We start from the raw sequence: 23,260 nt of genomic DNA, 5'->3' as shown, positions 1-23,260 counted from the left end.
GTTTGACTGTCCGCGTACTAGTGGATACATTGCGACGATGATAAATCATCCCGATCGCGATCAGATTCGACTGGAAAATGTGCTTACCGCGCTGGGCAATCCTGTGCGGCTGACGGTGGTGCGCGTGCTAGCCAACGGCGGCGAGTTCGCCTGTAGCGCGGTGTTGCAGGGGATCCCGAAATCGACGCTGACGCACCACTGGCGCGTGTTGCGCGATAGCGGCGTGATTTGGCAGCGTCCTTACGGACGGGAAAATTTGTTATCGCTGCGTCGCGACGATCTGGACGCGCGCTTTCCGGGATTGCTCGACTCGCTGCTGAACGCGCTTTATCAGGATCCGGTCACCGCCGAATCGACGTCCAAAAATCTGCCCTCAGCCTGATTATCGGCGTCACCAATGCGAATAATCGCATTTCTATCCCTCGCTCATGCGCAAATAGTATATTATTTGCCAAATCCGTTTATATCCCACGGGCTGACAGGCTAGGGGGTATATAGCTTTTTATCTACTCGGAAAGACAGGTCTATGAGCAACAAATATCGTGTATTTATTGACGGTCAGGCGGGCACCACCGGGTTGCAGATACAGCAACGTCTGGTCAACCACCCTCATATCGAACTCCTCAACATTGAAGAGGAGAGACGTAAAGAGGCGGAAGCTCGTCAGGAGATGATGTCCGCCGCCGATATCACTATTTTGTGTTTGCCGGATGCCGCCGCGCGTGAAGCGGTGACGCTTGCCGATGCCGTCGGCGCGCGCGTACTGGATGCCAGCTCGGCGCATCGCACCGAAGCGGGCTGGGTTTACGGGATGCCGGAACTGGCTGACGATCAGCGCGAAAAAATCCGTCAGGCCAGCCATGTTTCCAACCCCGGCTGTTATGCGACGGGCGCCATCACGCTGCTGGCGCCGCTGGTGCGCAAAGGTGTCATCAATGCGCAAACGCCGCTGTCGATTAATGCGATTTCCGGCTATAGCGGCGGCGGCAAGGCGATGATTGAACGTTACCAGCATGATGCGGCCGGTTACGCCGCCTACGGTCTGGGATTCGATCACAAACACCTGAAAGAGATCCAGAAGTGGGGCGGTCTCTCTGTTCGGCCGATATTTCAGCCGGCGGTAGGCGATTACGCTCAGGGCATGCTGGTGTTTATCCCGCTGAATATGGATGTGGACGGCGAGCGCGTCTACCAGGTGTTGAATGCGTTTTATGACGGCGAACAGTTTATCAAGGTGAAACGCTTTAACACCGTGCCGGAAGAGAGCGCGCCTTATCTGATGCCGGAAGCGTTGAACAACAGCAATATGCTGGAACTGTTCGTTTTTTCTCATCCTGAATACAAGCAAACCATGCTGGTATCGCGGCTGGATAATTTAGGTAAGGGGGCGTCGGGCGCGGCGGTTCAGAACCTGAACGTCATGCTGGGATTGCCGGAACAAACCTGCGTTAATCTGCCTTCATGATAATTCCCGCTGCAACATCGCGTTGGGGAGTGGTTTTCCCTTCCCGACGTTAGCCGAGAAGCCGCCAGCCGACGGTATGCGAATCGTAGAGGCCGATGTTGCGCCGAGCCGACCGCTGGAAGATCCCGGTCATGGGCGTATTTGCTGAGGAATGACCGTCAGGATTTCGGCAACAGCGTCTCGACCAGCGATGTCCATGATTCGACGCCAGGCTTAATTAATGCGTCATTAAAATCGTAATAAGCATTATGCAGCGGTTTTGATGGCGTAGCCCCATCGGAGCCGAGCCAGAAGTAGGCACCGGGGCAGGCTTCCAGCATGCAGGCAAAATCTTCGGACGCCATCGAGGGGCTGATCTGCCAATGCACTTTGGCTGCGCCCAATACGGCGCCGATGGCTTCGCGCACGTTCAATGCTTCCTGCTCGTGATTCACGGTTACCGGATAGCCCGGATAGTAGAGGATTTCGCCGGTGACGCCGAAAACGCGGGGGAGCTCGTTGACAAATTCGTTAATCAATTCTTTAACCTTAATACGCACATCGTTCTGCAAACATCGCATGGTGCCGCGCAGCGTGACTTTCTCCGGGATAACGTTAATCGCTTCGCCGCCGGAAATCTGCGTGATGCTGATAACGGCTGAGGACTGAGGGGAGAGGCGGCGGGCGGGAATGGTTTGCAGGGACAGTATCAATTCTGAGGCGGCGACGATGGGGTCGGCGCCGTTTTCCGGCATTGCGGCATGACAGCTTTTCCCGGTAAGGACAATTTCGAATGAGTCCAGCGACGCCATCATGACGCCGCTGCTTAAACCGATATGGCCGACCGGTAATCCGGGCCAGTTATGCAGCGCGTAAATACCGTCCATGGGAAACTGTTCGAATAATCCGTCGGCGACCATTTTGTATGCGCCGCCGAGGTTCTCTTCGGCAGGCTGAAAGACGAAATGTACCGTTCCGCTGAAGTCGCGCGTTTCACTCAGGTGTTTGGCGGCGGCAAGCAAAATCGCGGTATGCCCGTCATGCCCGCAGGCGTGCATCACGCCGTTATTATGCGACTTATAGCTGACATCGCTCAGCTCGGTAATGGGCAGCGCATCCATATCCGCACGCAGCCCAATCGTTGGTCCCTGACCATTTTCCAGCGTCGCCACGATGCCGGTGCCGCCCAGACCGGTATGCACCTGAAGACCGAATGACGTGAGCAATTCCGCCACGCGCCTGGAGGTGGCATGCTCCTGGTATCCTAATTCGGGATGGGAATGAAGCTCATGGCGCCATGCGGTGGCTTCAGCGATTAAATGTTGTGCAATAGGCATCAGGTTATTCCTCTCCAGCGCCACAATTAAAGCCAGACTGCGGTTTCTCTGCGGTTTTGACCCAGAGGGGCGTTATTTCGCCGTCGGCACGTAAAACTTCAATACCCGCTGAACGTTCATTTCCGCGGCCGTAGGCGATGCGAACAGTCTCATCGCTGAGCGGCATGGCTACGATGACTGCGGCGGTAATTTCTTCATGGGCATCGTGTATGCTGCGACTCCCTGCGAGCAGGGGGGAGAAGATGTCATTACCGGGGACATCGGGTACAAAAACGGTATCGTCACTCGCTACTTCATCCGCTTGCGCGGTTTCCAGCATGGGGCGGATGAACGGATAGTATTTGGATGTGTTGATTGGCCTGACCTCGGTTGCTTTATCTTCCGGATTGGCAACATGATTTTGGCCGAAGCCGTGGCTAAATCGGAAATGAAATTTTCGTATATCGTATTCCTAACCGGCAGGTGCGAACGAGACTCATCACATTGACTTTCCCCGGAGAAGTCACATAACGCCCTCTCCGGCAGGCTCCCGCCGCCAACGCGGACGGGATGCTTTGGTGGTGGTCGACCTGAGGATCGCGGTTCTTAAGCGAACGACGTTCATCGCCGATGCTTCCCTTTAATTAACATGCCGTTGGCGGCGACAGGTTAAATATCGTTTGCTATGCGGGCGGCGAACTGAATATTTTTGAAATCAATATCTTTCGGCACGCTGCAATCGGCGCCTAAGAGCAATCCCGCTTTGCCGTTTTGGGCAATAATATCTCGCGTTTGTTTTTCAATTTCACTGGGATTGCCTTTATATAAAGCGCCTTGCGGCGTGTTATCAAAACCACCCAGAATGGCTTTGTCGACAAATAGCTTTCTCCCTTCTTCCAGAGAAATTTTTTCTACGCAGGTTGCCCAATTGACTGCTTTAAAAGGGTAGTGGGCAAAATGGCGTAAATCATTGACCCGCCCTTCGAAGCCGCAAATATGCAGTACATTATAACGACTTGACTGATTAGCTGCGTTTAACACTCGCAACTGGCTGGGTTCAATATATTTACGGTAGCTTTCCTCGCTAAATGTCGGGCTTTGCACGCTCTGCACGCACAGGTAGATGCCATCAATGCGCGCCTCATTGATTAGTTTTTCTACTAGAAGCGTAATATCATCGGCTATTTTCTCTAAAGCCAGTGAGAATAAGTAGGGATCTTCTTCAACCAGACGTGGGAATTTATTTTTGTCATTATCGATCATGTCAAATTTTAATCGAAAATAATATGCCGGGGCGAAAATATTGTATATCGCTGCGATTTCGCCATGGTAGGAAGAAATAATTTGTTTCACCGCATCGACCTGTTTGGCGATCCATTCATGCTCTCCGCCTAGCGATGTGATTTTTTTAAAATCCTGAACGCTATTTATCTCCGTATTGAGGACGGAAGGATGAAGAAGAAAGGCATCGCTCATTATTTTAGTGAAGTCGGGTTGATTTTTTTGATAAAATTGTTGCTGTGCAAGGATGCTTTTTTTGATGATTGCATCATTTTGAAAGCCATAAACTTGTTCATCATTATCCAAAAAATGATGCCAAACGCTGGCCAGAACCGTTTCGTTTTTGCTATCCAATGAATCAAAAAAGATCTGCCGTTTGCTTTTCGCCATCGTGAGCCGCCTTTTGATTGAAGTATCTGTTAAATATTATTTATAGGATATTCGCTATTCTGGTTTTATATCAACAGGTTAATATATGTTCTTATATTATTTTGTTGGATATATATATTCGGTAATATTATATGATAATGATTTTTGCCATGATAGTATCGAAATCAAGATTCCAATTATATCATTATGAATCATTAGGGTAGAACATCGAAGAAACGTTTTGTTCACAACATAATAAAGACATCGTTACCTATCAGTGCAAATTTGATAAGTAACATAGGAAATATTAATGATCAGGCTAGAAAATATTCATAAGCGTTTTGACGATGAAGAGGTTTTGAAAGGCGCATCAATCGAGATAAAAAAAGGTCAGGTGGTCTGCCTTATCGGGCCGAGCGGTTCAGGTAAAACAACCTTGTTAAGGTGTATTAATTTTTTGGAAAAGGCGGATAAAGGCCGCATCACCATCGATTCAGTTTCAGTGGATTGTGAAAAAGCGAGTAAAAAAGACATTCAAAATATTCGTGCGAAAACCGCGATGGTGTTCCAGTCATACAACCTGTTTAATAACAAAACCGCACTGGAAAATGTGATGGAAGGGTTGGTTTACGCAAAAGGCATGGCGAAAAAAGAAGCGAAAGACATTGCTGAAAACCTGCTGCGCAAAGTGGGATTGGCGCATAAGCAAGATACTTACCCCAGTAAACTTTCCGGCGGACAAAAGCAGCGCGTAGGGATAGCCAGGGCGTTGGCGATGAATCCTGAAGTTTTATTGCTGGATGAACCGACATCGGCTCTGGATCCAGAGATTGTGGGCGAAATATTAAAGCTGATTAAGGAAATTGCTCAGGAAGGGCAGACGATGATTATCGTTACCCATGAAATGAGCTTTGCCAACGAAGTGGCTTCCAATGTCATCTTTATGGAAAAAGGCCTTATCGTTGAAGAGAACGTTCCGCGTGAAATATTCAGTAATCCTAAAGAAGCGCGTACGAAAGAGTTTTTGGAACGTATCAACTTTACGATATAAATCGGCTCTGAACAGGTCAAAATGAGATAGTCATAATGGAAAGCAGATTTATTGATATATCTGAAATTATTGAAATATTCCCTAAGCTGTTGGAGAACTTATCCGTCACCTTGTATATCTCGATAACGTCGCTGGTATTCGGCTTATTGCTCGGTCTGTTGTTGACCGTGATGCAGGGAAGTCAGCGGATTGTTATCAAATCAGCGGCGCTGATTTACATTGACGTGATGCGCAGCACGCCGCTTTTGTTGTTGATCTTTTTGGTTTTTTTTGGCTCAAAAGTTTTTCTGTCGCAACTCGGCGTCAGCCAGCGATTATTCAGCGACAGCTTTTTGGCCATCCTGGCGATTACGCTGGGCATGAGCGCTTATTTCTCGGAAATGATGCGTTCGGCCTATAACGCCGTAGATAAAGGGCAACTTGAAGCGATAAACAGTTTGGCAATTCCCGTTTTCGGCGGATTTTTTCGTATTATTCTGCCTCAGGCCACCATTATTGCTATCCCCAACTTGGGTAACTTAATGATTAACATTGTTAAACTTACCTCGTTAGTCAGTTTGATCGGTATTGTCGATGTGTTTGGACGCGCCAAAAAAATCTCGAACAGCAATTATGGCGTAAACCAGCTCGAGGCCTTTATATCAGTAATTATTATTTATTGGATAATTAACGTATTAATTGATGTCGCGATGAAATTTATAGAAAAGAAATATCGCTATCTATTAGATTAGAAGGTATATATTGTGTTCAGCTTAGATTTTTTTATTGTTAACTTTCCAGTCGTTTTGCAAGCTGTTCCGTTAACATTAGGTATTGCTTTCGCATCAGTTATCTTATCGACGCTGCTGGGGTTCGCTTTTGCCATTATAAAAATAAAACGCATACCGGTTCTTTATCCCATCGCGGCTGTATTTATGTCGTTCAGTCGTTCTGTTCCCAATTTGGCCGTTCTTTACTTCTTATATTTTGCGTTTCCGTATTTCGTGGGGGCGCTAAAAGGAGATTATTCCCTGGCGTTGGGGGCGAATAAACTCAATCCTAACCTGGTGGCGATAATCACATTTACCATTACATTCAGCGTTTATTTTGCTGAAGTGTTTCGTTCGGCATACCATTCTGTCGACAAGGGGCAGTTTGAGGCGGCATGGTCGATGGGCTTGCCGGCCCATAGTTATTTACGCCGGATTATTTTTCCCCAGGCCACTACCCAGGCTTTGCCCAACTATACCAGCGTGGTGATTGATTTAATCAAGGATACCTCTCTGGTTTATACCATCTCTGTAATGGATATCATGGGGAAAGCGACGTTCGTTGCGGCCAAAGGATTTCACTATATTGATGCTTATCTGATTGCATTTGTTATCTATTTGATTATCTGTTTCGCTATTTCAAAATCATTACGTTGTTTAGAAGTCAAACTGAGTTGTTATAAATAAAATAATATACCTATAGGTTTTAAGATGACGGTATATAATTTATCACAGGAGTTAATTAATAATATGAGTAAAAAATATTTATATGCAGTCGTCGCAGCGCTGGCCCTGGGTATCGCGGGATGTGATAATGCGTCAGATTCCGGTAATAGCGCGGCGAGCGACGGCAATACGACGGCAAACGGCCAGGTGAAAGAAGTTGAAGTCGTCATTAATGAAAACTCTTTTCCGTTTTCTTTTGTTGATGATGCCGGTAAGTTTTCGGGTTACGATGGCGAACTACTGGGCATTATTGATGAAAAATTACCGCAATATTCATTTCACTTTAATGCGGTATCCCGCGATGCAATGTTGGTCGGGTTATCCACAGGGACTTATAATTTAGCGGCGAACCACTTCTATATTAATAAGGAACGCGCTGAAAAATACGATTACTCAAAAGAGCCGACAGGCTTAAGTGATTTGAGACTGATCGTAAGGAAAGATGATAACGAAATAAACTCTCTGGCGGATTTCGCCAAGTCGGGCAAACGGCTTGTGCCTATCCATGTCAGCGATGCGCGTTATGAGGTTATTGCCGACTACAATGCGGCGAATCCCGATAATCAGATTGTATTAAAGGCCACAGGGGAACAAACCGCAGCCGATATATTCAAGTCTGTGGCTTCCGGTGAGTATGATGCCGCGATTTATCCCATCGGCGCATTCCTGGCCGTGACTAAAAAAATCGATTTGAATCTGAAAGTATCCAATTCCGTAGGCATTTTCCCGAATGTGTTTTTGTATAGCAAAACGCCGGAATCGGCTGAATTATTAAAAGAAATTGATAAAGTATTAATCGACCTTAAAAATGACGGAACGTTGGCCAAGCTGTCCGTGAAGTGGCTTGGTGGAGATGTTTATGCGTTGGACGGCGCAAAAGATATAACGGTGCCAACCAAGTTTTAAGGCATGCCTGAATAAGGATGGACAATTTAGTCCATCCTTAACCCGGACATGGCGATTGGTTTGAAATATATCCGTCATACTTCAAGCTGCAGATGCGTTGGCTGCGCTCATTCACCCGAATCACTTACCTGAGTAAGCTCATCGGGATTCCTTCCCTTGCCGCCTTCCTGCAACTCGAATTATTTAGGATGTAGATGGTAAAGCGAAAATAATAAATAGGTTACAGTGATGAGTAATAAACTACGGGAAAAAATCAGAAAAAATAACACGCCATCAATAAATGATGAGGTGACGCTTGCCCTAAGAGGCGTGACGGAAAAAAGGGCGTCCACCATTGCCAATATGATTGACGAAGCGAGAAATCAAGGTCTGGACGACGGTTTCGCCCGCGCCGCTATTTATGATTATGGTGCGGCCAATGGACGCGATATGGCGCAATCGATGCAAGATCCCAATGATATTATTGAGTTTGCAAAAAAATTCACCTCTGGATTAGAACCCAACGTTTATGAGATGGAGTTGATCAAGGCGACGGAGGAGGAGTTTCAGGTTCATTTTCATTACTGTCCGTATGTTAACAAGTGGTTGCAGCAAAATAGAACCACGGCCGAGCTGGCGAACTTATGCGATATTTGTATGGAAGGCGATAGCGCGCTGGCGACGGCATTTTCTAATCTGGAGTTTGCATTGGGCAGTACGATCGCTAAAGGCGGTCAAGTTTGTGAGATCCGTTATAGAAGATCGCACGCTTCTTGATATTGACGAACGGACGACGATGGCTGCGTGAGGGATTTTCGCTGAAGGATTATCGCCGGCATTTCCCCGCGGGTAATACGCCGTCTGCGGCAATGGGGCAGAGGGAGTGCCGGCGATAAGGTAAAAATGGTTTTCCGCTGTTATTTTAAAGCGTGTAGCATCCGTGATAGCCAATGTCATGGCTATCGGGATAATCCAATTTGATTAATTTTTTTTGGCCCGATTTTTTTATTATTTTAACAAACGTTTGCAGGGATGATTGTTTTTTTCATTGAAATAATAAAGTAGTCATCTTTTTTAAATATCTTTCCGCCTCTGTCCGTACAAAGCATGGCTAATTTGAAAAAATCATCGCTTCCGATATCAAAAGCCAATTTTATCTTTCTGACAATGCCGGCTTTTATAAGTTCTTCAGCCTCGTAGTAGGTGAATGCCTGCACTAACGACATAATGACTCCTTCAATGACGTATGGGGATAATCCTTGTGTTTCAACTATGCGCCATTTTTATTTCATTCAAATGAAAGATTGTTTACATTTCAATGAATCAACGGTATCACTCTATGAGTCGGTTGTCTTTTCTGACACAAGTCTGACATAGAAACGCGTTATGGTTGATGCTGTTTGCTTGTCATCATCGACGCGTTGTTTCTTGGGCGGCAGGAGGATATATGAGCTATGTCAATAATATCATCATAGTACATGGATTCTTATCGACGCCGCGGCATCATTGGTTTCAATGGCTACGGCAGCAGTGTGAAGACGCCGATATCCGCGTGTTAATCCCCCAAATGCCGAAGCCGCGAGCGCCCAGACCGGAAAAATGGCTGGCGAAATTGCGTAATACGATTGATATGCCCAATGAAAAAACCTGGTTTATTGGACACAGTTTAGGCTGTATCACCGTTTTGCGTTATTTGTCTTCTTTACATGAGCGGTTGAAGGTCGGGGGCGTGATTCTGGTCTCCGGCTTTGCGGAACAGATTGAAACGCATCCCGAGCTTAGCGATTTTACCGCAACGCCGATCGATTTCGATTTATTGCGCAAAGCAATAAAACATCGAATCACCATCCTGTCATCAAACGATACCATCGTCGCGCCGCGTTATACGGTAAAGCTGCGCGAGCAACTGGATGCCGAACTCTACAGCTTTAACGGCTGCGGCCATTTTCTGGACTGTGACGGTTTTCACCAGTTTCCGGCGTTGCGCAATATACTGCGCGATCATTTAAAATGATGACGCCGCGATGATGCGATTGCCCGTCGCTTAAAACATGCCGTTTGGGTTGACGCTTTCTTGCCGTATCGGTTGCACGACGTCCCCGTGTTCTACACTCTTTTCGTTGTTCACGCATAGGCGATTGACCAGGGTACGTTCGATATCTTGCTGAATGTTTTTAGTGCAAACGTGCGGCGTATCGAACCAGCGGAAAACCCGCCGGTTCGATACGCGGCCGGTGTCGGCTAATCCATCAGCGGCCAATCGCGTATGCCTGCATCAGGCGCGGCGTGGCGGCTGCGCGCAGCAAGCCGTCGGCATCGCGGCGCGCGGCGGTCAAACGTCCGATGGTCCAGGGGGCGGCGGTGGAAATGTCATGGCCGCGCGCCTTCAGCGCCGCCAGCGTGGCTTCGCCGATACTGCTTTCGATCATCACATTGCCCGGCTGGCGGGTACGCGGATAGAACGAACCGGGAAAATGCGCGGTATGGAACAGCGGCAGGTCGATGGCCTGTTGCAGGTTGATGCCGAAATGCGCGTAGCGCAGAAAGAACGCCAGCTGCCACTGGTCCTGCTGATCGCCGCCGGGCGTGCCGAATGACAGCGTCGGCCTGCCCTGATACAGCGCCAGCGACGGCGTCAGCGTGGTGCGCGGACGTTTGCCGGGCGCCAGCGAGGTCGGCAGGCCGGGTTTCAGCCAGAACATCTGGGCGCGGGAGTTGAGGCAGAAGCCAAGCCCCGGAATGGTCGGGGATGATTGCAGCCAGCCGCCGGACGGCGTGACCGAAACCATATTGCCCTCGCGGTCGATGACGTCAATATGAACCGTGTCGCCGCGTTTTTCGCTGAGGTGCGACATGGTCGGTTCGTAGACCGCGCCGCTGCCGCTCATGGCGTCCAGCATCGTCATGGTGAGATCGTGCTGCGCTTCAAAACCGGGTAAGCGGCCGGGGCGCAATTCCAGCGACGCTTGCGCGCCAATCAGCCGGCGGCGTTCCCGGTTATAATCCTCCGAAAGCAATGTGGCGAGCGGCACCGGCGAAAAGGCGGGATCGCCGTAATAGACTTCGCGATCGGCGTAGGCCAGTTTCATGGCTTCCACCACGGTGTGAACGAAATCCGCCCCGCTCGGATCCATCGCGCCGATATCGACCCCCTTGAGCAGCGCCAGCGCTTGCAGCAGCACCGGCCCTTGCCCCCATGGCCCGGTCTTGGCGATAGTCCAGCCGTGATAGTCATAGGTGACCGGCTCTTCGACGGTGGCGCGCCAGTTCGCCAGATCTTCGGCGGTCAGCACGGCCTTGTGGCGCGTGCCGCTGGCGTCCATGACCTCCGCCGTTTTCAGGTACTCGCCGATCGCGTCGGCGACAAAGCCGCGGTAAAAGGCATCCCGCGCGGCGTCAATGCCCGCCTCGCGGCCGGGTCTGGCTTCGGCTTCGCCGATAATCCGTTTCCAGGTCGCGGCCAGCGCCGGGTTTTTGAAGTTCGACAGCGCCTTGGGCGCGACGCTGCCCGGCAGCCAGGTTTCATAGGAGGTCGGCCACTCCCGACGGAAAAATTCGCCCAGGTCGTTGATGGTCGCGGCGACGCGCGGCAGCAGCGGATGGCCGTTCTCCAGATAGTGGATCGCCGGCTCCAGGACTTCGCGCACGCTCAGGGTGCCGTAATCGCGCAGCATCAGCATCCAGCCGTCGAACGCGCCGGGGATCACGGTGGCGAGCAGGCCGTCGCCGGGGATCAAATCCAGCCCTTCGGCGCGATAGTGTTCGATGGTCGCGCCGGCCGGCGCGGCGCCCTGCGCGCAGATCACTTCCACCTTATCTTTCTTGCGCGAATAGATAACGGCGGGCATATCGCCGCCGGGGCCGTTCAGGTGGGGTTCGAACACCTGCAAGGCAAAACCGGTCGCCACCGCGGCGTCAAACGCGTTGCCGCCTTTTTCCAGTATGCTCATGCCGACGGCCGAGGCCATCCAGTGAGTCGAGGCGACGACGCCGAAGGTGCCGAGGATCTCGGGACGTGTGGTGAATGCAGGCATAACCATATCCTTCATATGTTAAACGGCTCGATGCGCAGCCGGACCTCTATGATTTCCATAAAATTGGTGCCTGCTAACGCGGTTGGCGGCATGGCTGCCACCTTTGTCGGGCTTGCGGCCGAGAGCGCCCGTTCCGTAGGTAGTTTTCCGTTTGGTTCAATGACGCCTTCGTTTAACAGTTCCCGCAGCCGTTCCAGTGCGTAATTGGCGTTCTCTACCGTTATTTTCTCTGAGTTCTTATTCATTGGTTCATTCCAATTCTTAATTGATTCAATAAAAACCATGATGCGAATACGATGTCAACATGGCGAACCAAGCAGGGAAAACGCGGCCAACTCAGCGAAATTACTGGCATATTGATGCTTTTAACATCAATGAATTGTTAATTTTGCCAAAAATGGTGCAAAGGCAGTCGCCGGTGCGTTTTTTACAGCGATTTATGTCGTGATACCTTAGTCATACTTTTATTTTATGTGTGTACGAGCCGTTATGGCCGTCTACATGAAGGCGTGAATGGCCGTCTTGATAAGAGGGGAATATGCCGAGCGGGGGAGATATGTCGAAAAACGCATGCGTTGGTCAGTGCGGCGGGCAGGGCGCTTGCGGTTTAGCTAACGCAGCGTCGCCCGCCGCGACCTAACCACCAGAGCGCGCTGTTATCCGTTAATTGAATGCTTCCTGGGGCAACGCCGCGCTACAAAATACAACTGCCTTGTCCGTTAGCCGCCCAGCGATGAAGCGTGCCGGCAATCTGGTCGGTCAGCCGGGCAACCGCCTGCTGCTGTGCCGCGAACATTGCCGTATCTCCCTGTTCGGCCCGTTCCGTTAACCGGCTGTGACAGACCAGTTGTGTGCGGTTTTCGCCATTTCGGGCGCTCAGACTCCAGTCCGACTCCAGTCTGACGAACCGACCGGGCCAAATATCGAACCGCCGTACCTGGAGCCGTATTCTGACCACCGGTTTTTCGTCGGTTCGGTTCAGACCGGCGACATCCTGCGTACCCAGACGCTCCGCCAGGCCGGCGGACAGCGCTGAACGGAACTCATCGCCCAGCGGACTCAGCCAGCGTTCGTTATCCAGAATCAGCGCGTCGCTTTCTCCCTGACGCACCACCAACTGGGGCAGATCGATTTGCGCCGGCACGCCGACGGGTAAAACCTCAATCACAAAAGAAGCCGGCGGCGCGGCGTTTTGCGCCGCTGTCGGCGGCGCGACCAGCGTGTGGTAACGCACCGTCGGCGAGGAACAGCCCGCCAGCGCGGCCAGCAGGGTAAATAAGCACAGTCGCGATATTAAGATCATTTTTCCGCGCCTTTAAAGGATGAATTAATCTGCTCCGCCTTGCGCAGGGAGGGATCCGTCGGGCGGCCCCGCAGCAGCGATTCAGGATGACGGTCAAGTTGGTCGGCCAGATTACGCAGGGCGCGCAGCGTGCGTGAGGCGTCCTGCAAGGTCTGGGAAAAACCGATTGCCAGCGGTGAATCCTCGGCCAGCAGATCCTGCGCGCTGCGGGTCGTCAGCCGCATTTGCCGGATTAACTGGTTTGTTTCGGGCAAGGTTTTCCCATTGAATTGGGTCAGGGTTTTATCCAGCCCGGCCAGCGTAGCGTCAAGATTTTGTCCGATAGACTCCAGCGGCATTTTATCGACCTTGCTGATGATGCTCGCCATCTGTTCCTGTAAGCGGTCAAACCCGCCGTTGACCGTCGGCAGAACCAGCGGCTGGGCGTGAATATCAAACGGGACTTTAGCGGCATTGGGTACAAAATCGAGTGAAATATAGAGCTGTCCGGTCAGGAAGTTACTGGGCGACACCTGCGCTCTTAGACCATGCGCCACCAGATCGCGGAGAAATACGGCGGTTTCCCGCTCAAGTTCCCCTTTGGGCTTGGGCAGTTTATTCAGTACGTTGCCGAGCCGGCTGGGGTAGACTTCGATACCGACGACCGACGGGAAACGATAGCCTGTCGCGCTGTAATCGAGATCGACCGCGGTCACCCGACCGATTTTTATACTGGAGAACTCCACCGGCGCGCCGACCGACAAACCATGCAGCGAGCGTTCAAAGCGTAAAGTAAAGCTAATGGCCGGGCCGTCCGACGGCGCCATGGCGGACTCCTGATCTTTCGCCAATACATACGCTTTGGCGGGCGGCGTCGGGGTTGCAACGACCTGTTTATCCGCTTTATCCGCTTCCGGCGTAGCGAAGGCGATGCCGCCGGCCATGATGGCCGCCACCGTCTGCGTGCGCAGGCGGAATCCGTTGGCGCCCACGGAAAGGTCCAGCCCGCTTACGTTCCAGAAACGCGAATCCGCCGTAACGAAACGATCGTAAGGCGCTTCAACAAAAACCTGTAGATTGACGTGCTCTCCCTCGTCGTCCAACTGATACGACGCAATGCGGCCGACCTGCACGCGGCGGTAATAAACCGGCGAACCGATATCCAGCGATCCTAAATCGTCGGTCTGTACGATGAAACGGGAGCCCGCCGCGCCGTTGATAATGGCCGGCGGCGATTCAAGGCCGACGAAATCCCGGCTTGATTGCGGCGAGTTTCCTTTGTCGGCGCCAATATAGGCGCCTGACAGCAGGGTATCGATCCCCGTTACGCCCCCAATGCCGACGCGCGGCCGCACCACCCAGAAACGGGTATCCGCACGGGCCAGATCCGCGGCGTTTTTGTCGAGCTGTACGCGCGCCATGACCCGTGAGCTGTCGGCGTTCAGCGTGATATCTTTCACTATTCCCACCGTCACATCCTTATATTTGACGGCGGTTTTTCCCGCCTCCAGACCGGCGGCCGTCTGGAAGGAAAGGGTGAGCTCCGGTCCGGCTGAGAGCCAGCTATTGATCAGCATGGCGACGCCGATCAGCAAGGCAATGCCCGGAACCAGCCAGATGGGAGATAACCGCCAGCGCCGGCGGGCGACGGCGGGTTCGCTGTATTGTTGGTGTTCGTGGGTCATTTATCGTCACCTTGCCAGATAAGTCGCGGGTCATAGCTCATGGCGGACAGCATGGTTAATACCACCACCAGACCGAAAAACAAGATGCCGCTGCGCGGTTCCGCTTCACTGAGCGCCTGAAACCGCACCAGCGCCGAAACGGCGGCCACCACCACCACATCGAGCATGGACCAGTAGCCGATAAATTCAGTCAATCGGTAGAGCGACGTTCGTTCGGCCATGGCCCAGGCGCTTCGTCGCTGCGCGGTAATCAGCAGCAACCCCAGCGCGAGGAACTTTATACAGGGGATCAGCACGCTGGCGGTAAAAATAAGCAGCGCGATACCGTATGAGCCGCTGCGCCAGAAGTCGATTACGCCGGACATAATGGTGCTGTCGCTGCCCTGGCCGAAAAAGCGGGTATACATCACCGGCAGCACATTCGCAGGAATATAAAAAATCATGGCGGCAATCAGCAACGCCCAGGCGCGCTGGACTCCGCCGGGGCGTCGGTAATACAGCCGCGTGTGACAGCGCGGGCAGCGGAGCGTCATATTATTCTCATGCGCTGTTTCGCAGACCAATCCGCATAGCGGGCATGCGCGCAGCTTGATCCGGCGGGCATAACGCGGCCTATTCATGGCTAGCGGTCTCATCATCGGTGGTCCAGGGGATTAGCGTCCACAGGGCGCGGATATCCTGGTGGTTCAGCAGGGTAATAAGCAGCATGAGCACCGCCATCGCCCAGCATCCTGCGCCGGGGATAATCTGCACAAAGCTGGAAAGCTTGATCGCTGAAACCAGAAAGCCCAGCATGCCGACTTCAATCATATTCCAGGGACGCAGCCATAAAAGCCACTTCATGGCGCCGGTGAAGCCGGGCGCCCGCAGACCCAGACGCGCATAGATGAGCAGCCAGCCAAAGAGCGTAATTTGCAGGAATGGAATAATAATCAGCAGGAAAAGCATGCCGATCGCCATCGGCAGCGTACTCCCCTGGGCAAGCGCCCAGGAGGCCTGCCAGAGCGTGGCGCTATTTTGTACCGCATGAAAGCTGGCCGTCATGACCGGACAAAGATTAGCGATGAAAAAGGCGATCAGGGCGGTCAGCGTCATCGCCAGCATGCGTTCGATGTTGAGCCGCCCGGCGCGATACAACACCGCATGGCAACGTTCGCAGCTCGCGCTTTCTCCGGCGCCGAGCGTCCGGTATCGGTACAGGCTGTCGCAGTACGGACAGATCACCAGATGAGGATATACTTTCATAATGCCGCCGTGACAGGCTCTTAATAAGCGGCGGGAAACAGCATTGGCATCTATCTGTTTCCCGCCGCGCTGGTTATCCAGGGTCATTGCCCCTCAGACTAATGACAAAGCCTATAATACGCCATAGTCATCCTCCGCTACGCCCAGTCATTCCCGCGGTCGTAGGCGGGAATCACGGGGTAGGGAAGGTTGTCATCAACCCAGGGGACATAGCCCCTTAACGTTCTCTGGTGTGGTTTCGCATCCTTCGGACGTCTTTTATTTCAATTGTTCGGCCAACTCTTCCGCCGCCTTCTCAATGCCGACTTTCGCCGCGCTCAGCGCGCCGATGCTTGCCGAAACGTTCATGGCGTTTGGATACTGTTTAGCGACATAGGCGTTAAGCAAACGGTTGGTCGGAGCGTCATAAATTTCGACCGCGTAGTTCACCGAACCGCTCAGCATGCCTTCCTTTCCGCGGATGGATTGCACAATGTTGTAAGGACCGCCGGCCAAATCGAATTTAGTCACCGTACCGGCGACGGGCGTGGTGGTGTCAGCGCCGGTCAGAGTCAGCTTAAGTCTAAGCGTAGCGGGCGCTGGGGCGGAAACCACGTTAAAACGGTTACGCAGCACGTCGTTGAACGTGGTTTGCATATAGCTTGCCAGAGCCTGCCGATCCTCTTGCGGGAGGTCGCCAAACTGATTATCCGCGCCCTGATAAATAGTCACGGGGTCAATGATAATGCCGGTGTATTTTTTCCAGTCAACCTGCGTGGCATAACGGTAAGGGATCCGATCGGACGTCTCGCCGGTATTCGGCTGCAACTGTGACGCAGAATCTATCGCGGCATAACGCACGGGAGGGTTTCCGGCACAACCGGCTAGCAGGAAAGCAAAGGTTAGCACGGCTGGGCGAGATAACGCAGATAATGTGAACATATGAAATATCCTGTAAAAGAAAATATCGCAAATATGGAATCACCGCCTGCTTCGGCAGTCATGCCAGCCTCACTCCGAATATGAATTCATCTATCGCGCTTTCCTGTGAACTCATCGACTATCCCCATTCGGCAGCGTGCATAACATCGATAACAAAACAGTACGGTTCAGTTTTGCATTGAGGGTGTTTTAGTGTCAAGAAAATGTTTATTTATGTTTTCATATGTAGGTTCGCCGGCCGTGGAACGGGGCATAACCCGGCCTGTTGCAGATAATGCGCGCAGGTATCGGGAATAGAAAAGGATGCTTGACGGCGAAATACAAATGAAATAAAACTAAACCGTACGGTTTTTTTGTGAGTTTTTTTAATGCAGTGGAGGTTATATGAAAGGCATGATTTTACTGGGTGGTTTAGTCTCCGTCCTGTTGCTGACCGGATGTGTTTCCCTGTTCTGATAAACGCGAGGGGCGCGCCCTTTGTCTGCGGCGCGGTTCCCGGAGGATTTTTATGAAAAAGTTATTTTGGTTGTCCAGCAGCATAAGTCTGATGTTTTTGCTGACCGGTTGTCTATCTATCGGCAGTCATATCTAGTTATCGCTAGGGTTCTGGCGACGCAGCGTAACGCCAGTGCGCCGGTGAAGCGCGATAAACCGCTGGTGGCGACCAAGGCCATCAGTGGACTAACTTCTTTTCTGACGGTCCCCGTCTTCTTTTTGAGTTGCAGCGGCTATTCCCATCAGGAAGGGCCGCTGCGGCCGCTTTCTCGTAACGCGGAATTTCCTGGTTAAGCAGGAATGGGTTATTTGCTTTAAAAAGGGGGGAAGATTGTCGGTTTGATAGCTGGCTTATGTCGCACCACAAATCATTTTCCATAGAGAAAAGTCCAATATTTCCTTTTTTTCTAGAAAATTAGTCATCTACAGGCGCTCGCTTAAACAGATTTTCCGCTATTGACGCTATACGCTCTTGCTGTACTAATTTTGCGAGCCATTCCGAAGGGATACCTGAATAACCATACAATGCACCTGCGATTTGTCCTGTCGTTGCAGCCACGCTGTCCGCATCATCCCCCAAATTTGCAGCCAAAAGAATAGCATCACGGAAATTATCGGTGTTCCAAACTGACCACATAGCGGCTTCTAGGGTATCGATCACGTATCCACTAGAGCGGATCTGATCACGATTTTTTTCTTTGTATTCGCCAGCGTTAATAAGAAGCACGCGCAATGTGCTAGAAAAAACATGAGGAGAAAAGGTAACTTCTTTACTATGCCCATTAAGGAGAAAATGTAGAATGAGTCCTAAGAACTGACAGCTATTAATAGATTCAGCAGAACCATGTGTAGCGATACTTTGACTTTTAGACTCAGTCCATATCCGAAGAAATGATTTTCTTCTAAATATAGCAACAGGTGCGTGTCGAATTATAGCAGCACCGCCAGCGGTTTCACCTCCTGTATTTCCAAACCACTGACTACCATTTTTCAGGTATGCATCCAAAGCGTAACGCGTGGTATTACCTATGCCAAAGCAACGACCGTTAGAGCTATTTTCACCATAATGGTACCAGCGAACTAGTTTTTTCCTGAAAAGATCAAGATCCAGCCATCCTGCATCAAGATAGGTTTCAGCTAGGCAGAGTGCCATTGATGTATCATCAGTCCATTCTCCGGCTTTTAATTGGAATGGACCACCACCCACCATATCGTTAATATAAACATGATCGCGTGAAGAAAATTCCAATGTTGTGCCTACTGCATCACCAATAGCCAAACCAACTAATGCACCCTTAGCCTTATCGAGAGCTATCGAGTCTGGTACTACTTGGGGTTGGTTTCTCAGCCAGTCAGGTTTCCCTACGTCGATTTTTGTATCTTCCTGCACCCATTCTGGGTGGGTTGTATTATACTCCTTTCGACACTGTAATTGACGTGATGGCTTTGGAGCAAGTTGGGCATAACGCTTTGCATACAAAGACAATTTGAATTCATCTTCTCTTAGGTCAATCATGGTCTTTCCTCGTAATGAAGATCAATCTTTCCATTTTATTCTACTTATTCATTCTCCTGAAATATACGTCATTTTTTTGAAACTATTTTTATCACAATACTTTCCTCCTAGGAAATATCACTCGCCTATAATTTACACGATGATCTTACCTATCAAACATTGTAATCATCAGGATATAACATAGCCAAACGTCGCTCAGTTTTTTCGTAGTTATTATTGACTTCATGAGGCAGTTTAACTTTCAAGCCGTTACGAATTTGGTCTGCTATGAAATAAGCATTTGCGAGCCTTTCAAAAAATATTTCATCAGAGTTTTCAAACTCTTTTGCAGCATAAGCCCCAAATGTTAATTCCCACAGTTTTGCTTTATTTTTTTCATGCCCAAGAATGATTTTTCTCAAAAAAATAAGTTGTTGCACTATTGAATTATACATAGGCTCTAGCGCTACTGCTGTAGTATTACTTTTTATCTCATTATGTCGTTTCTTTGCCAAAGATAATGCTTTATCAATATAGTCAAGTTTAGTTGGTTCATTCATCCAATGGTCTCCATATATCTCTTTGTGTTGTAAGCCATTATATCCCGTCATCTTCTGTCTGGAATAATCTATTTGGCACAAACCATGTTCCAATGCTGGCATGGCTTCACTTCTTTATATACAGATTTTGCACGGCGAACCGATCTTTTGGCATCGATACTGTGGAGCGCGAACTCCGCTATGCATCAAACTTCATCCCTCCTTTCCCATCAGCAGTACCGCCGATAAGACCACCCAGCTGCATGGAGCATTTTTGCCCGTCGCTCCCTTCGCCAAATAGTGCGCAGTCGATGAAAACACTCGACGAATCGGAGTGAGTTGATGATTATTTTAACTTATATAACAAATCACTTATTTATACGTATATATTTTCTTCAGGTTTATGGTAGAGAGGGTTTGTGTTTTTAGTCGCAATTAGAGCACTTATGTTTTTAGGAACAATTCGATTCTTGTAAATATCATGATTGTTTCTTATTTTTTCTGCTAACAAACTCAAACTGCCACATGTAGGGTAATTTTTCATATCCTCATCAAGTAACCAGAATTCTTCAGAAGTATCAATGTATGAATTAAAAAAACTACCGAGATGGCAAAATTTATTTCAACTAGATAGAGACTGTAGTAAAAATTGCTAATTTATAATAATTTTAAATTATTCATAGAGTTACCCTAAAATGATATCGAATGATTATGGTCTGACTTTTTTATAAAAAACAACAGCGATTAACATACTCATTTCCTTTTAAATAAATATGAAAAATCCAGATAAAAATAAATATTTACTTACTCACAAGTCTTCATGTTTTTAAAATATATGTTCCATAATTAATAAGTTATTAATAGGAGCTAAAATGAACTTACCTTCACTTGTTTTATAAAGTGTGAAATCCTAAGGGATCGTTAAGATTTTGTTTACACTATTCATAGTCTCATAGCCTTTCTCCAGTAAAGATGTCAGTAATTATATAGTCTCTTCCGCTAACCATACCATCAGTGTAAAGAGTGTTTTAATCCTGTTTGCCGCAGAATTTTCGGTTTGTTTAACAAAGCTCAACTATGCTGACAGAGAAAGAAACTATCTGAATATGCTTAATAGGTTTCTGGAAGTGGTCTTTCGCATTTAGATATTGCAAGTATTTCATCGTATTTACTCTTACTAATCGGAACCCCATTGGTTTCCTTAAAGCGCGCCGTTCTGCATGTATCATATCTGGCCCCCCCTTTCTCACCAGCGGCACTGCCGACAAGACCGCTCAGCAGCATGGACCATTTTTGTCCGTCGCTCCCTTCACCGAACAGTGCGCTGCCGATGAAGTTACCGGCGGTTCCTCCGCCTAATCCGCCCGCAAAACGGCAGGCCCAACCCGCCGTCAGCCATTAACCTCAAGGGCCGCTGGCTGGAAGCGTCGGGCTTTATGACTGGTATGCCAATAACGGTTGACGGTTGAGCGGGGAAGGATAGTGATTGAGACCGAGATTAATCTCTGATCGTTGTAATAAACAACAGGTAAAAAATAGCCGGAAGGATCACGAAGATCGCTTCCGCGATTTGTCATAAAGAGCGTTATAAAAAAGTGAATCCGAAAAAATTATGTGAATCTAAACATAAGTGTCTGTCAATAAGTCCTTCTCGATAGTTCAATGTTAGAATTCCGAACGGTTCAGATTGATTATTCACTGACGTAACCGTTATTTCCTGCTCGGTTTTAAATAATTGAGAATAAATAGACATCAAAGAAAATTTATCATCTTCATCGAGTTCAAACCATATTTCTATTTCTGTTACACTATTAGCATTAATAAATCCCAAATTATCAATGCATACCTCGAACTTCATGTTATTGAAAATAAAATACACGCGATCATACATGGGATGAAACACTGAAGGGCTTTCAGAGTCAACATAACCAGAGACGATAACGTCAATAATTTGCTCATTAGTAAGAGCATTAATAAAATTTTCCATGTAATGTCCTCTATGGAGAGAATATTATTCCGAGATCCATACCTTTTCATGACTCAATGACTGTTACAAACTCTTCGGCCCCAGCAGATAATTTTTTGGATATATATGTCATCCCTTCACCTCTATATATTTCCATAAGAGGTTATCCCTTTTTAATAGTACCTTGGCCGACATGAATTAACCTGCCGCTGTCACGTAGTGCCTCTATATAAGCATGAGACCTTGCGTCGGCAACAGCGGGGGATTAAACAAACTAACCGTGATATGAAGAATGCTACCAAAGTGGCGCTCCAGGGGAATCAAGGTTTAGAACCAGCCAATTGATAAATATTAAAAAAGCCGGAAAGATTAGAAGACCTTTCCGGCTTTTTCTTTACAAAGATGTATCTAATAAATTTTTATCAAAGGATTTATTACCAACGATTTTTTTGCTAAGAATAGACTCCATATTCAAATTATTCAGAGGGTGGTTATTCTTTTTGATAATGTATAAAATAGTTAAAAATGGATACGCATAGTAATCTGGATGCACAATTACATCATCAATAACTTCAGGTTTGAGTTCAATTAAGTTCATAACTCTTGGCAGATAAATATCTTTTACTTTAGTATAAATCCATTCACAAGCCTTTCTTCTTTCTTCTTCATTTTTTGGTAAATCAATTGTCCCTCCCATATTAGGAGAAAAGGATTTAAAACCATGCTCCATTGAAGTGTTCATTACAAGTTCAAAATTCGTTGTAAACTTTGGCTTGTATGGTGGAGATATTTCATTGTAAAAGCCTCGCAACTCCGGCAGTGATACACTTTCAGACAAAACATATCCTTGCGCATTAATTAAAAACCTGAACCCAATTCTACCTACAGCACCCGCCACATTTATTTTTATTTCATTTCTAACAACTTTTATAAACTTAGATAATGAGAAACACTCTCTCAAGTAGCTTTGCAGTTCAGATTCAAATGATTTTCGCAATTCGGTTGTCATTTCATCACCATATCACTATTTTAACACATGGAATAGCGCATCAAACGTACTACCCTTTTCGCCTATTCTTTCAGCTATTTCTCTATTACCTGTAGCAATAGAAAACTTCCCTCCAGGTCCTGAAGATGAGGTAATAGTTCCACCTCCGATACCTCCGACAGTATTTGAAGGGCTATTCATATTAAATACACCTGACGCTTTTTGATTTCTCGTTAAACCACTTGCTCCATGTTTAGCTTCAAAGACGTGATAATTACCATGCCCATCAACAACCACAAAATCAGCCCTTATCCTACGGCCATTAACTCTCATGGTTACTTCTTCAGCTACGATTGAATATCCGTTTTGTTCAATATCATGAACTGCTTTATTTCTACCTCTATTACCACTGAAATGGCATTTCGCAAGACCTAGGCTGTGTCCCTTAATTGCATAACTTCTTGTAAAAGAGTCGGATGCAGCCCAGTTTCACCATCGACAGATAATTTCTCGCCGTTTTGTCGTAGCGTGTAGCAATACGCCGGTACTCTTTTAACCGGCCAAAACATCTCTCCACTACGTTGCGGCGACGGTAAACGTCACTGGCGAACCGTGAGCGTCCGTCAGAAGCCATTTTTTCATTAGATTTTCGAGGGATAACTGCTTTTATCCCTTTTCGTTTCAGTTCGTTACGAAGCGCATGCCCTGAGTAAGCTTTGTCAGCCAAAACCGCATAACCACGGCGCTTCATACTGCCGTTCTGACGCTGAACACCAATACCATCCAGCA

The 23,260-nt window shown here is 48.7% G+C and carries 26 protein-coding genes and 1 pseudogene; 10 read left to right on the top strand and 17 right to left on the bottom strand.

The window, feature by feature from the left end; translation table 11 throughout:
- Positions 1-37: 37 nt before the first annotated feature.
- The gene (locus tag ABRZ26_RS14220; RefSeq protein WP_319604803.1) at positions 38-382 is read left to right on the top strand and encodes an ArsR/SmtB family transcription factor; all 345 of its coding nucleotides are present in this window, start codon (positions 38-40) and stop codon (positions 380-382) included.
- Positions 383-526: 144 nt separating this feature from the next.
- On the top strand, positions 527-1,465 hold the full coding sequence (gene argC / locus ABRZ26_RS14215) for an N-acetyl-gamma-glutamyl-phosphate reductase (protein ID WP_319604802.1): 939 nt from the start codon (positions 527-529) through the stop codon (positions 1,463-1,465).
- Positions 1,466-1,623: 158 nt separating this feature from the next.
- Here the strand turns inward: argC and ABRZ26_RS14210 are convergent, their stop codons facing one another.
- The 3 genes from ABRZ26_RS14210 to ABRZ26_RS14200 form a co-directional block, all read right to left on the bottom strand.
- The gene (locus ABRZ26_RS14210; protein WP_319604801.1) at positions 1,624-2,781 is read right to left on the bottom strand and encodes a M20 aminoacylase family protein; all 1,158 of its coding nucleotides are present in this window, start codon (positions 2,779-2,781) and stop codon (positions 1,624-1,626) included.
- A gap of 4 nt (positions 2,782-2,785) precedes the next feature.
- On the bottom strand, positions 2,786-3,100 hold the full coding sequence (locus ABRZ26_RS14205) for a hypothetical protein (protein ID WP_319604800.1): 315 nt from the start codon (positions 3,098-3,100) through the stop codon (positions 2,786-2,788).
- Between the two features lie 329 nt (positions 3,101-3,429).
- Positions 3,430-4,431 carry a uroporphyrinogen decarboxylase/cobalamine-independent methonine synthase family protein gene (locus tag ABRZ26_RS14200; RefSeq protein WP_319604799.1) on the bottom strand — a complete coding sequence of 334 codons (1,002 nt, stop codon included), beginning with the start codon at positions 4,429-4,431 and terminating at the stop codon, positions 3,430-3,432.
- Positions 4,432-4,720: 289 nt separating this feature from the next.
- Between ABRZ26_RS14200 and ABRZ26_RS14195 the strand changes: the two genes are divergently transcribed.
- The 5 genes from ABRZ26_RS14195 (at position 4,721) to ABRZ26_RS14175 (ending at position 8,598) form a co-directional block, all read left to right on the top strand.
- Positions 4,721-5,461, top strand: a complete 741-nt coding sequence (locus ABRZ26_RS14195; protein ID WP_319604798.1) for an amino acid ABC transporter ATP-binding protein — start codon at positions 4,721-4,723, stop codon at positions 5,459-5,461.
- Between the two features lie 35 nt (positions 5,462-5,496).
- Positions 5,497-6,192 (top strand): ABC transporter permease subunit, encoded by a 696-nt coding sequence (locus tag ABRZ26_RS14190; RefSeq protein WP_319604797.1) that lies wholly within the window; start codon positions 5,497-5,499, stop codon positions 6,190-6,192.
- A 12-nt stretch (positions 6,193-6,204) separates the two neighbouring features.
- The gene (locus tag ABRZ26_RS14185) at positions 6,205-6,897 is read left to right on the top strand and encodes an amino acid ABC transporter permease (protein WP_319604796.1); all 693 of its coding nucleotides are present in this window, start codon (positions 6,205-6,207) and stop codon (positions 6,895-6,897) included.
- A 63-nt stretch (positions 6,898-6,960) separates the two neighbouring features.
- Entirely contained in the window at positions 6,961-7,842 is an 882-nt protein-coding gene (locus ABRZ26_RS14180; RefSeq protein ID WP_319604795.1) for a transporter substrate-binding domain-containing protein, read from the top strand.
- A 228-nt stretch (positions 7,843-8,070) separates the two neighbouring features.
- Complete coding sequence (locus ABRZ26_RS14175; RefSeq protein WP_319604794.1) at positions 8,071-8,598, top strand: L-2-amino-thiazoline-4-carboxylic acid hydrolase; 528 nt, start codon at positions 8,071-8,073, stop codon at positions 8,596-8,598.
- A 236-nt stretch (positions 8,599-8,834) separates the two neighbouring features.
- Here the strand turns inward: ABRZ26_RS14175 and ABRZ26_RS14170 are convergent, their stop codons facing one another.
- On the bottom strand, positions 8,835-9,047 hold the full coding sequence (locus tag ABRZ26_RS14170; protein ID WP_319604793.1) for a hypothetical protein: 213 nt from the start codon (positions 9,045-9,047) through the stop codon (positions 8,835-8,837).
- A 221-nt stretch (positions 9,048-9,268) separates the two neighbouring features.
- Between ABRZ26_RS14170 and ABRZ26_RS14165 the strand changes: the two genes are divergently transcribed.
- A complete protein-coding gene (locus ABRZ26_RS14165) occupies positions 9,269-9,835 on the top strand; it encodes an RBBP9/YdeN family alpha/beta hydrolase (RefSeq protein ID WP_319604792.1) in 567 nt (188 codons plus the stop codon).
- Positions 9,836-10,070: 235 nt separating this feature from the next.
- Here ABRZ26_RS14165 and ABRZ26_RS14160 read toward each other — a convergent pair whose 3' ends face one another.
- The 7 genes from ABRZ26_RS14160 to ABRZ26_RS14130 all read right to left on the bottom strand — a co-directional run bounded on the left by ABRZ26_RS14160 (position 10,071) and on the right by ABRZ26_RS14130 (position 16,988).
- A complete protein-coding gene (locus tag ABRZ26_RS14160) occupies positions 10,071-11,855 on the bottom strand; it encodes a gamma-glutamyltransferase family protein (RefSeq protein WP_319604791.1) in 1,785 nt (594 codons plus the stop codon).
- 11 nt (positions 11,856-11,866) lie between these two features.
- Positions 11,867-12,100, bottom strand: a complete 234-nt coding sequence (locus ABRZ26_RS14155) for a hypothetical protein (protein WP_319604790.1) — start codon at positions 12,098-12,100, stop codon at positions 11,867-11,869.
- Between the two features lie 449 nt (positions 12,101-12,549).
- A complete protein-coding gene (locus ABRZ26_RS14150) occupies positions 12,550-13,158 on the bottom strand; it encodes a PqiC family protein (RefSeq protein ID WP_319604789.1) in 609 nt (202 codons plus the stop codon).
- Complete coding sequence (locus ABRZ26_RS14145; RefSeq protein WP_319604788.1) at positions 13,155-14,822, bottom strand: PqiB family protein; 1,668 nt, start codon at positions 14,820-14,822, stop codon at positions 13,155-13,157. Before ABRZ26_RS14145 ends, ABRZ26_RS14150 begins: the two co-directional genes overlap by 4 nt.
- Positions 14,819-15,442: a paraquat-inducible protein A gene (locus ABRZ26_RS14140; protein ID WP_319604956.1), complete on the bottom strand. Its 624-nt coding sequence runs from the start codon at positions 15,440-15,442 to the stop codon at positions 14,819-14,821. The genes ABRZ26_RS14145 and ABRZ26_RS14140 overlap by 4 nt, the downstream gene beginning before the upstream one ends.
- A complete protein-coding gene (locus tag ABRZ26_RS14135; protein ID WP_319604787.1) occupies positions 15,435-16,067 on the bottom strand; it encodes a paraquat-inducible protein A in 633 nt (210 codons plus the stop codon). The genes ABRZ26_RS14140 and ABRZ26_RS14135 overlap by 8 nt, the downstream gene beginning before the upstream one ends.
- Positions 16,068-16,325: 258 nt before the next feature.
- Complete coding sequence (locus ABRZ26_RS14130) at positions 16,326-16,988, bottom strand: DUF3313 domain-containing protein (RefSeq protein WP_319604786.1); 663 nt, start codon at positions 16,986-16,988, stop codon at positions 16,326-16,328.
- A 477-nt stretch (positions 16,989-17,465) separates the two neighbouring features.
- Here ABRZ26_RS14130 and ABRZ26_RS14125 point away from each other — a divergent pair, with 477 nt between their 5' ends.
- Positions 17,466-17,777, top strand: a complete 312-nt coding sequence (locus ABRZ26_RS14125) for a hypothetical protein (RefSeq protein WP_319604785.1) — start codon at positions 17,466-17,468, stop codon at positions 17,775-17,777.
- A gap of 121 nt (positions 17,778-17,898) precedes the next feature.
- Here the strand turns inward: ABRZ26_RS14125 and tri1 are convergent, their stop codons facing one another.
- Positions 17,899-18,999 carry an ADP-ribosylarginine hydrolase Tri1 gene (gene tri1 / locus ABRZ26_RS14120; RefSeq protein WP_319604784.1) on the bottom strand — a complete coding sequence of 367 codons (1,101 nt, stop codon included), beginning with the start codon at positions 18,997-18,999 and terminating at the stop codon, positions 17,899-17,901.
- A 152-nt stretch (positions 19,000-19,151) separates the two neighbouring features.
- On the bottom strand, positions 19,152-19,538 hold the full coding sequence (locus tag ABRZ26_RS14115; protein WP_319604955.1) for an immunity protein Tsi6 family protein: 387 nt from the start codon (positions 19,536-19,538) through the stop codon (positions 19,152-19,154).
- A 1,337-nt stretch (positions 19,539-20,875) separates the two neighbouring features.
- Here ABRZ26_RS14115 and ABRZ26_RS14110 point away from each other — a divergent pair.
- A pseudogene (locus tag ABRZ26_RS14110) lies at positions 20,876-21,026 on the top strand (SymE family type I addiction module toxin).
- Between the two features lie 76 nt (positions 21,027-21,102).
- Here ABRZ26_RS14110 and ABRZ26_RS14105 read toward each other — a convergent pair.
- The 4 genes from ABRZ26_RS14105 to ABRZ26_RS14090 form a co-directional block, all read right to left on the bottom strand.
- Positions 21,103-21,504, bottom strand: a complete 402-nt coding sequence (locus ABRZ26_RS14105; RefSeq protein ID WP_319604783.1) for a hypothetical protein — start codon at positions 21,502-21,504, stop codon at positions 21,103-21,105.
- A 373-nt stretch (positions 21,505-21,877) separates the two neighbouring features.
- A complete protein-coding gene (locus ABRZ26_RS14100) occupies positions 21,878-22,492 on the bottom strand; it encodes a hypothetical protein (RefSeq protein WP_319604782.1) in 615 nt (204 codons plus the stop codon).
- 15 nt (positions 22,493-22,507) lie between these two features.
- The gene (locus ABRZ26_RS14095; protein ID WP_319604781.1) at positions 22,508-22,804 is read right to left on the bottom strand and encodes a hypothetical protein; all 297 of its coding nucleotides are present in this window, start codon (positions 22,802-22,804) and stop codon (positions 22,508-22,510) included.
- 112 nt (positions 22,805-22,916) lie between these two features.
- Positions 22,917-23,260 (bottom strand): transposase (locus tag ABRZ26_RS14090; protein WP_319604780.1); only part of this gene is annotated, 344 nt, incomplete at its 5' end.

It is taken from the genome of Brenneria sp. L4-2C (genome assembly GCF_040240335.1).
GTDB lineage: Bacteria > Pseudomonadota > Gammaproteobacteria > Enterobacterales > Enterobacteriaceae > Brenneria.
This window is presented reverse-complemented; position numbering and strand designations above follow the sequence as displayed.